5 protein-coding genes, 1 tRNA gene and 2 pseudogenes are annotated in these 10,294 nt (G+C 54.2%); 5 read left to right on the top strand and 3 right to left on the bottom strand.

Features of this window, described 5'->3' with window-relative positions; genetic code table 11:
- Positions 1-142: pseudogene (locus CEE69_RS33835) on the bottom strand (IS91 family transposase); the annotation flags it as partial.
- A gap of 346 nt (positions 143-488) precedes the next feature.
- Between CEE69_RS33835 and CEE69_RS30110 the strand changes: the two are divergent.
- From CEE69_RS30110 to CEE69_RS33790, 5 genes and pseudogenes are all read left to right on the top strand, one after another.
- A complete protein-coding gene (locus CEE69_RS30110) occupies positions 489-1,844 on the top strand; it encodes an integron integrase (RefSeq protein ID WP_199169991.1) in 1,356 nt (451 codons plus the stop codon).
- A 568-nt stretch (positions 1,845-2,412) separates the two neighbouring features.
- Entirely contained in the window at positions 2,413-3,030 is a 618-nt protein-coding gene (locus CEE69_RS30100) for a hypothetical protein (RefSeq protein ID WP_099264214.1), read from the top strand.
- 175 nt (positions 3,031-3,205) lie between these two features.
- Positions 3,206-3,583, top strand: coding sequence for a hypothetical protein (locus CEE69_RS30095; protein WP_099264213.1), 378 nt, complete (start codon positions 3,206-3,208; stop codon positions 3,581-3,583).
- Between the two features lie 3,407 nt (positions 3,584-6,990).
- Positions 6,991-7,524 (top strand): hypothetical protein, encoded by a 534-nt coding sequence (locus CEE69_RS30065; RefSeq protein WP_099264209.1) that lies wholly within the window; start codon positions 6,991-6,993, stop codon positions 7,522-7,524.
- Between the two features lie 3 nt (positions 7,525-7,527).
- Positions 7,528-8,601 (top strand): annotated as a pseudogene (locus CEE69_RS33790) (recombinase family protein); the annotation flags it as partial.
- Between the two features lie 938 nt (positions 8,602-9,539).
- Here the strand turns inward: CEE69_RS33790 and CEE69_RS30050 are convergent.
- Both CEE69_RS30050 and CEE69_RS30045 read right to left on the bottom strand, forming a co-directional pair.
- Positions 9,540-9,613: transfer RNA gene (locus tag CEE69_RS30050), tRNA-Pro, on the bottom strand.
- Positions 9,614-9,765: 152 nt separating this feature from the next.
- Positions 9,766-10,230: a hypothetical protein gene (locus CEE69_RS30045; RefSeq protein ID WP_099264208.1), complete on the bottom strand. Its 465-nt coding sequence runs from the start codon at positions 10,228-10,230 to the stop codon at positions 9,766-9,768.
- Positions 10,231-10,294: the final 64 nt, after the last annotated feature.

Raw genomic sequence — 10,294 nt, 5'->3', positions numbered from 1 at the left:
TGACATGGCCTCCCAACTCTCGCGTGCGACAATGCATGATGGCCCACGCGGCTCGGTGCATGTCACCGCTGAGCCCATATGACTTCGCAAGTCTGGGGTAGTGCTTGCGCATCAACTGTTGCAAGTCGAGCGACAAGGTCACTGCCTATAAGAAACGTGACGCGTCAAGGAAGTTCTCCAGAGGCCAGTACAACGATAGATTGAACCCTACTCAGTAGGGTCGTATTCGGGAAAGCCCAGTATACACCCAGACTGAGTTGGGGTGTTTGACCAATATCCCTTGACTCGTCCAGGTAATACGCCCCAACTCAGTCCGGTCGTTTGACCAATATCACTTGACTCGCTCGAACAATACGACCCTACTGAGTAGGGCTGTTTGACCAATATCACTTGACTCGATAGTCTGTCGAGAGGCCCGGTGCGCTCCCAATGGAGATTGCTGTATTCGCCCAGCTCGTGAAACGCTGCCTCATAATAGGATCGGTTTGATGACACTCGCGGAATTTGAGCGTGCGGTGGCCGTGGCGGACGACATCGGGGAGTCCGATCGGATTTGGTTTCCGAAGTGGCTTCGACGCTACGCCTTGTCGTTCCCAAAAGGCCTGGTGGATCAGTTGCCCGTCAATCACCACACGGCCTTGCGATTCTCGCGAACGTTGCTTGAGTCAGGTGCACCCGCTTGGCAACGATGGCAGGCAGTTCGGTCGCTGGAATACTATCGTGACACGGTGCTGAAACGTTCCGAACCCGACTTAACGCAGATCGTCGCCAAGCTCGCGCAATTGGGCAAGCAGGAACGCAATTTTGACTTGGATGTGCCGCCAACCGAGGAGGAACTCGCGGCAATTCGTGGCAAGCAAGACCCGAGCGAACCCAAACTGATCCAGACCATGCGAGCTGATCTGCGGGTGCTGCATTATTCAATGGCGACCGAGAAGGCTTATGTGCGATGGATCAAGCGATTCATGAGCCATGTCGGCTCGACCGAGCTGGAACAGTTCGGCCAAAAGGATATCGAATCGTTTTTGACGAAGTTGGCTGTCGAAGGTCAGGTGGCAACGAGCACTCAAACCCAGGCAAGGTCCGCCTTGCTGTTCTTGTACGAGTGCATCCTTGGCGTGCGAATCGGATTCCTCAATGCGGTTCGCGTGAAGCGACCCGAGACGATGCCGGTGTGGTATAGCCGTCAAGAGATTGGTTACTTGCTAGAGAATTTGACTGGCGTGCACCGCATCATGTTTCTGCTGATGTACGGATCAGGGCTTCGGCACAAAGAGTGCCGTCGATTGCGCATCAAAGATGTCTGGTTTGACGAAGGGCGTTTGCTGGTACGCGACGGCAAGGGGCAAAAAGATCGGATGACGTTCTTGCCCAAGGAAGTGGTTCCTGATTTGCAACGTCAGATTGCTTGGGCGACTCAGCGGCACCACCAGGACTTAGAAGAAGGTTATGACAAGGTGTATCTACCATTTGCATTGGCAAGAAAGTATCCCAACGCGGGTCGCGAGATCGGATGGCGATGGGTGTTCCCTTCGCGACAGCGAGCGCGTGATCGGCGAAGTGGCATTGTCTGGCGACATCATATTGCCGAGCAACAATTTGCCAACGCACTGAGCACCGCGCAACGGGCGGCTGGAATCACCAAGAACGGAGTGCCGCACTCGCTGCGGCATAGCTTTGCGACTCATTTGGTTGAAGATGGTACCGACCTGCCGACAGTTCAGAAGTTAATGGGACACAGAGATATCGAAACCACGATGAATTACGTGCACGTGGATGTTGGAATCAACAGTCGCGTGCGGAGTCCTGCGGACCGATTGGGGGGCGCGGACCAGCTGGAGTGATCTGGGCGACCGCTGCAGTGACACGCGTCGAATCAACCCCGCGTCGACACGGTGAGTATCGAGTAAGTGGTAGAGATCTCGCGGACTTCGTCCCCTTGGGTGACCCTCGAAAGAGTGTCGCCGACTTTTCGAGATGCCGCGTCGACGCGGGTCATGGAACATGATTATCAGCCACAGAAAATCACGCGTCAAGCAAATGGTGGGGAGCAGTCAAACGTAGCCCTAGCGGGCTGTTGATTTAATGAGCCGCACCGCGTTAGCGGCGGTTAGTCAGACGCCAACCGGGGCTAACGCCCATCGGCTAATTGTTGTCACTCGGTATACGACTAAATCAACAGGCTGCTAGGGGTGTTGGGGGCTGCAGCAGTTTGATCGTTTTTCGTCTTTCCTGTGGATGGCTCAAGTCAACTGTGGAACGAATTGCCGAGATGCTAACTTTGGGGCAGGCCATCTGGGGCCTGCCTGAACAGATGATTCCGCATGACGTGATTGATCCGAGGCGGTGATCGTTTGACTTTGTTATGTTGAACGCGAACACCGCCGAGTCGTCTCCCTCATGAGAGCGCAAATGAAACTGCGAACAAAATCGATTTATCATCCCAAGCCTTTTGAGCCGAACCAGTACATCCGGCCGCATGTGGTCGATGTTGTCTGTTTGACCGACGAGGGCGATTCTGAGGAAGTCATCGCGGGCAGGGTCGCAGTCGACTACCTCGACATCTCACGCGCCGAGACCGCGGGGCAGAGCATTGTGCATGTTTGTGATGCCGACTCGCAGAACTGGGAGATGGTTTATTCGTCAACGATTGAACCGGCGATTGACTTCGCCGGGATCAGGAAGGATTTCGAGTTCGACGATCCAGTTCAAGGATTGATCTTCATCCATCAGGTCGTGCTGCATCCATCGCTGCGAGACTGGCAGCAGATGATCCTCGACTCCATCTGTGACATGTTTCCAAACGAAACGGCCACGGTCATGATCAGGGGAATCACCGAGCTACCAGATCGAGAATTGGCCGAGCTTGGCTTTCGTATTGTGGCGGGGCATGACGTGCTGTTTCGCCCCAACATGCTCAAATATGACTACACGACCGCTGACGATCCGAGAGATCCTTTCGCGGACCTCATCGTTCCACCGGATGCTGACGCGCACGTACTTGATCGTTGGGATTTGGATGACGAATGACCGCAGACACGCTTGGCTTGCTTCAGGCTGTCCTCCCCGATTGGTTTCAGTGCTCCCGCGAACCACGACGACGTCCATTGGATATCGAATCACGCTGGGCGTTGTGCCGTCCAGTGATGGGGCGGAATGAACCATAAGAAGAAAAAAGAAATCGTTGCCTCCGAGAGTGAAACGGGTGAAGCGTGCTGCAAGGCTAGCATCGGCGCAGTCTTGGTTGCCCGAATACACGGGGAAGAATGTGCTGCGAGGGTACTGCAAGCACTTTGGCGTCGATTGGCGATGTGCGGCGATCGATCCGGAGTATCTGACGCAGCGAGAGACGGCCGAGGCAACCGAGATTCGCCGGCGAAAAGAGCGAAAGCAACAACGTGAATTGAAAGAGAGTGCCCGTTGGCATCCCTACACCGATCAAGTGTCCGCGTTTCTGGTCGGCGACTTTGCGGCTCTTCATGACCTGCAACAGAGGGAAGCCAGGATTGACTTGGAATTCATGCCATCCTGCCGCGAACGGGATGCAAGTGGTCTCAAATTGGATGAGCAATGGTTCGCGTGATTCGCCTTTTCAAATTGAGAAGGCCGAGCATCCGCTTCCCCTGGGGGCTTCGACGACGCTTGAGACCGGTGCAAGAATTTTTATGTCGGCGAAAATTGATTGTGGGAATTGTAAGATTGGCAGTTCACTGCTTGTGAGCTGGATCTAACTGGATGTGGGCGTTTCTCGATGTTGGTGATGCAGAGTCTGGACGTTGGCGAATTGGAATTCACCAATGCACCATGCGACCGGGGCTAAATTTTGATCGAAGCTGCGCTACATATAGTTGGTGAGAAGGATTAGCCGCCGTCGTCCCTCGGTGTTTTCGACTCGCTCTGTGTTGGAGTCTCAGATTTCGAATCGCGGACTTCTTTCTCTTCGGCGGGCACAGTTCAAGCCCGCAAGCCAAGCCCTCTTCGGTTTGGCGGTATCCATCACTTGTATCATTGGAGGTTCGTATGCGCGATCCGCAGTCTCTGTCAAAAGATGTTAAGCGGTATCAGCCAACGCCATTCAGCTATCGTTGTCTGCCACGTTGGCCCCGTGACTCACCCGTCACACGAAGCACGCTCCGGCAGCGTCATCCGCGAAATTTGCCAGTCACGACCTATGGAGAATTTCGCCGGCGGGGAAAGAAACGTTGAGCGATGGTCGATCGTCACTAGGTTCGCATTCCGAGCCTTTGCGGTAACTCGTCCATCCAGAGTTAGCCAAGATCAGTCAGTTCCACGTTAACGAATGAATTCGGCTTGCAGAGGCATCGAATCGCATTCACCCCGCGTCAGGTCGGCATACGTGTCCTTTCGTTTCACGCATGGCACGGCTGCTCGTCGAATGCTGTCAAAGTCGCCGCGGTTTTGACCCTGCTGTCATCTGAAACCGTGACACCGGGGAAGCCAATGCAGAATGCTTCGTCGTTCGAATGGACGACGTACCTTCCGCAGCTGAAGCAAAGCACTTCGAGTCGCAACGGTTTGTCGTTCACGAATTGCTTCGGGCTTCGAGATTTTTTTAGCAGGGCGCAGCATTGAGGGTCGTGGAGGCAGGTGTGAACCAAAGCTTCGCTCTTGCTCAACGTTCTACCAGCGAGTGGCGTTCAAGCTCGCTATGTCCTCGATTTAAACGTTCCCAATCACTGTTCGGTTGATCGACTGATTTTGGGAGTTCTTCTTGCGCCTCGGTCGTTTGCCAGGGCGGTCCTTTTCCCAAGGACCGCCCTGCGTGAGGGCGGTCCGTTCTCACGGAGTGTCTTATGTCCAAGTGTCAATCTTGTCCAAGTTCTGCCCCTGCAACGAACTGGCAAAGGGGGTTCATGAAATTGTTACCAGCCATTGAACGTCATGCCCGATGCGCATTTCGAGTCCTCGACGCAGAGGCTCGCGACGATGCCGTTGCTGAGGTTCTCGCGAATGCCGTGTGCGCCTATCAACGCTTGCACGAAAGAAACGAGCTTCAAAGGGCGTTCGCGACGACGCTAGCAAAATTTGCAATCAAGAGCTACTGGAGCGGCCGACGATGCGGAACTTCGCAGTGCTCACACGATGTGTTCTCTTCGCAGGCCAAGCAGGTGGCGGCGTATGAAGTTCGTACGCTTGGGACCCCCGGTGAACTGTCCACTGAGTGGTCGCAGTGTTTGGTCGACAACCGACTCACCTCGGTACCAAATCAAGTTGCGTTCCGAATGGACTTCCCGCGTTGGTTGAGAGGATTATCGTTACGCGATCGCAACATCGCCGAACGTCTCTCACTTGGCTATTCCACGAAAGAAGTGGCTGCGGAGTTCGGGATGTCATCAGGACGGGTCTCACAGCTCCGACGAGAGTTTTCATACTCCTGGTACAAATTTATCCGCGTCAATCGATGCTTGTCTGGTGAACCGAAGTCAAAGCCGGGTCGGGCGTCACGCCCGGGCTAGCAACGACCGCTCATATTGAATGCAACGGCGAATCGCGCGACTTCGAATACCAGAAGTGGCAAGGCAACAATCAAGAAATTTCTTGTTGCGGTCTCGCTACCTAGAGGCGTCGGATGACAGTCGCCTTGATGAGCAAGCTCGGCGAAAGCAGTCGTTGAGCGGCAATCAACCAGCAATTTTCCGTGAGGTGGGGCAAGTCCTGGATTCCACTACACACTGCCGAGGAAACTTATCCTGCAGGGGGTCGAGTATCGCTCCGAAAGCGTCTTGGTTGTATTCAATCTGGAGGTGGATGGCTTGCCAACATGTGTTTTATGTAGGTGTCTGTTTGCTTTGTAGATGAAAAACGACGAACGGAATTCGAAGCGTTCCTCGTTTGGGAGCAGTCAGCAATGGTGCACATCGTTTTGACTGTTCGGTTGATCAGGATGATTTGCGTACCTCGCGTCGGAGTGCCCTGCAAATGCTGGTGATCATGAACGCTTGCTGCAGTGGCGTGCGTCTGGTTCAAGCGATCAGGCACCTCGGGCGTGATCGTTTGATAGATAAACGTGAAGAAGGTTCAGAACGTGAAGAAGGTTCAGATTGTCAGTTCACGGATTCACGCCTCGGCTGCAACTTGCAAGGTCTTCGGTCGAGGGCTTTCCAAGGCATTGAGCACGGGTACTCGTAGGTAAGCGGTTTTCTGTTTTCGGTGTTGAATCACTGGCTTGCCAATCGACGAATGCTTCAGTTCCGGAGAAGTGGAGCAGAGGGCCGAATCGTTCAGCACATACCCCAATTGTAGGAGTGTTCAGTTGAGTTACATGAAAATGATCCATGCAAAGGATGCTGAAGAAAGCGACCAAGGTTGTGAGTGCCATCCACTTGAAACCGAGGTGCAGGCTTTGATTGATCTCATCGCACGGTTGGCAGCTGAACGGTGGCTGCGCGAGAAGCAAGAGGACTGTACAGTGCACCACAGGTCTGAGCCATGAAAGGTGGAGCGTCTCGCATTATCGAGCGGCTCGTCGCGATCTCGAGCCGGTTTTGCTGCCTCTGATCTTCTGGTGAGGTTCGTCGCATCGACCATCCGATTGTGTTCGTTGGTCAGCGGTAGCGAGTCGCATCTCTGTGGGGGATGCCTCCGAAAAGGAGGCTCGCCGTTGTGTTGCTGTTGGTCGCCAGTCTTGAGTGGGCTGGTAGCGAAGGAGTGTGCCACGCTCGGATGTTCTCAGCGATGAAAGTACGTAGAACGAGCGTGCTCGGGGCAGTTCGGATGCCTGGGTCCGTGAGCAACGAATCCTGCTGGGCAGGTTTTTCAACTTCGAAGACGTCGGCTGGCACGCTTCGAGCACGCTCGCGGAACCAAGGTGACTTCGGGATGGCGTTTTTGCGCAAGTCTTTTCTTTGAAAGTGTTTAGGTGTTTTTGTCGTCGTTGCTGAATGTCGCAGATTTCACGAATTTGGAGCATTTTCGAAAATGTCTAGAATTCCAGGTAGTAACTCGATTTTCCCCAATTGGATCATCTGAATGTCTGATGAGAACGACGAGACGATTTCACTTTACAGCCAAGAGTTCGCGGAGCTCTATCACTCAGCACGTCTCGATGGTAGAGCGCTTGGTGCTGCGACCCTCACTTGGATTTTGCCTGTCTGGCAGAATGCCGGGTTTCCGCTTGATCCGGAAAGCCAGCTACCAATCTTGACGCGGGACCTCTGGTACCACGCAGCGTGCGTCACCACTCTCAAAAAATGGGAACTTTTGGGCTTGTCTGACCATTACGGACAGCGTCCGGATGAGTCTGTCCGGGAGTTCAATCGGTTTCTCAATCGTGTCAAGTCTGGGGACGTCGATCGATGGAAGTCGAGTGAGGGGCATGAGCTTTCTCGGAAGCTCGACCAGATTGAATGGTCATCAAGTCTACCGATGACATCGGGTGTCCTGAGTGACACCTCAACCGTCGTGGCTAAGGTCGGAACGGTCGACGAGCAGGCTCTGGGCTCGCTGGCTGAACTGCTCATGGATCTTGTCGATATGCAAACTGCAGACCTGGAGGAGGACTGAACAATGTACGCCCGAACGAAGAATCGAGCGATCATGTACGCTCGTCGTAGCTCTGAAAAGCAAGAGAACAGCCTTGAAATGCAGGTTGGATGGGCTGAGGCGAAAGCTAAGGCAGATGGTTTCATGCCCAAGTTCAATGAGGACCTCCTCAAACGTGCTCAATCGGACGGGGTATCAGTCATTGATGATCTCTACATCGATGACGCTGTCTCGGGTTCAGATCGCCAACGTCCTGGGCTCTTGGCGTTCATGCAAAGGGCGTTCAGCGATCCATCTGTATCTCACCTCTACATTCACAAGCGTGATCGACTTTCTAGGCCTGAAAATGCGGCAGAGGCGACGAGCGATGAGTTCAAGTTGCTGCGAGAAGGGATCACGATCGTGTTTTGCGACACTGAGCTGAGCCCTTCAAACGACGGCCAAGCAGATATTGGTCAAGCGATCATCTCCATGATCGAGTACCATCGAAGTGGCCAGTTTCTGGCCGATCTCAGTCGTCGTGTGTTGGATGTGCAAAAGAAGCTAGCGGAGCAGGGGTTCAGTACCGGAGGGCGTGCTCCCTACGGCTTTGCCAGGTTCCTGAAGGCCCCGGATGGCACCCTTACCAAGCTTGAAGACGGACGCATTGTTCGGCAAGCTGGGCATCACGTGGTGCAACTGCCTGATGACGAGGAGAAGATCGCGACTTGGATTTTGATCTTGGAGATGAGAGAGCGGGGTATTGGTTACAAGAACATCGCAAACCATCTCAACTCGGTGGGAATTCCAAGCCCAGACTCTGGACGGACGAGGACCGATGCCGGTGCAAAGCATTTCGTTAGCGGAAAATGGAACCATAACACGGTCAAGTCGCTTTGCGAGAACTCTAAAATAGCCGGGATTCTTGAGTACGGTACACGTTCCGAAGGCAAGCATTTTCGTTTCGATGCGACATCCGGTAGCCGGGTGGTGCTTCCGACTGAACGGGATGGTGATCGCGTGGTCACCGTGGTCAATCCGAGCGAGAGCCGCGTCCGGGTTGACGCGGCGTTCGAGCCAGAGTTCGATCGCGAGAGGTTTGAAGCGATTCAAGCAATCCGTGATTCACGCTCGCGCTCGCAGCAAGGAATTCCGAAAAACAAGAATCCCGAGCAATACCCACTCTCGACACGGGTGGTTGATTTGACAGAGGGTTGTGGGGCCCCCATGTACGGGTCTACCCAGTCAAGCAAGAAGGACGGAAAGCCATTCAAGAAGAACATCTACAAATGTTCTCGCCATACAAAAACGAGCGACTGCTACCACAATTCTGTTGATGGTGAGGCATTGCTCCGCGTTGTATTGCGATCGCTGAAGCACTTGATTCGGCTTTCGGGGTCACGCGACCAGCTGGCGAGACAGCTGCTGAAGCTGGCGCGACAGCGTCCGACTTCGGAAACTGAAGAGAGTGCCGCAATTAAAAGACTGGAAATGCGAGCAGAGGCTCTAGCTATCGAGAAGAAAGAAATTGGCAGAAAACTGGCTGTTGAAATGGATGATGGCCTGCAGCAGGTCTTCCGCGAAGAATTCGAAGACAGGAAGAAGCAACTCCTGCACGTTGAGCAAGAGTTGAGTCGAACCAAGCCTGCGGCCGCCAAGCCGGGGCTTTCACCTGAGCAGCGGGTTGAGCAAGCGCTGGCGATGTTTGACAAGCTGGAAGTTTTGGCGTCCAGCCCAGAGGCTCGTCCGCGAATCAACCAAGTCTTACAACAGTTGAATGTTTGGATTGGCCTAGATTTTCATGCTGCGAAATGGGGCAGTCGCACGGTACGGAGGGTCCGCTCCGGTGTGATATCGATCGGCGGGTACCACCTGCCGGTGCCTCTTCATGGATCCCTTCACTGCCCCACAGAACCTACAAACCCAGTCGGTGGACGTTCCATCGGCACTGATTCGGCCTTCACCAAAAATCCCTCCAATCCGAGCGGCGGCGGGAAAAATGTTGGTGAAATCAAGGCCTACCTCGACGAGGTCGGGGGCTCGCTTACCAAGGTGAATCGGGGCGACACGATTCGAACGTGCGACCTTCTGGTCCCAAACCAGACGCTCTGCCAGGCTGAGCTACGCCCCGATAAGGCAGGTTTCGGACGATCTGGGAACGTCTGCGAGAGACGTTCGCGTCCGAGAAGGCGAGAGATTAGCGAACGATTCGATTTCTCGAAAGTCCACTTGGGAGTTCCAAGCCACAGAATTTTTTCAGCGGCTGAAATCACCCATTCGAGTTCACTGCTGTTGTTGCTGTGCGATGGGTTCGCCGGTCCCAAGTTGGGCGAGCACCTGCAAAATTCCGTTCAGGTGGGCCATTCGAGGACCAAAGCGATCGATGAATTCGTTCAGCATGTACTCGCCTTCGGCCAAGTGATCGCCGGAATCGTCGATCTCTTCGGTCAATGTTTGCAAGAACTCCGTCTGCACTTCGCTGAGCGTTTCCGCGGCACGACGGCAGGAACGTGAGAGTTGCGGGTTGGCGTCTTTCCATTGCTGCAATTCACCCGCACGTTGCTTGTGCATTGCGGCATTTTGCTGAACCAATTCGGTCAACAATTTGGTTTGTTGCTGCTGGCTGACGACCAATTGACGCAGCAACCCGACCGTCAGTTCCTCGTTGGAAACCGGCACGCCAGCTTCTGTTTCCGCAGAAACGTCGATGCGGAAAACGGGCGATGTGGGGTTGTCGTCGTAGGACATAAGCGATGATTCCGATTCGGGTCCGATGGGGTCGTGTCCGATGATGTCCCGAGTATAACCACGC

The organism is Rhodopirellula bahusiensis, assembly GCF_002727185.1.
Taxonomy (GTDB): domain Bacteria; phylum Planctomycetota; class Planctomycetia; order Pirellulales; family Pirellulaceae; genus Rhodopirellula; species Rhodopirellula bahusiensis.
Note: the sequence above shows the minus strand (reverse complement) of the source record. Positions and strands in the feature narration are given on the sequence as shown.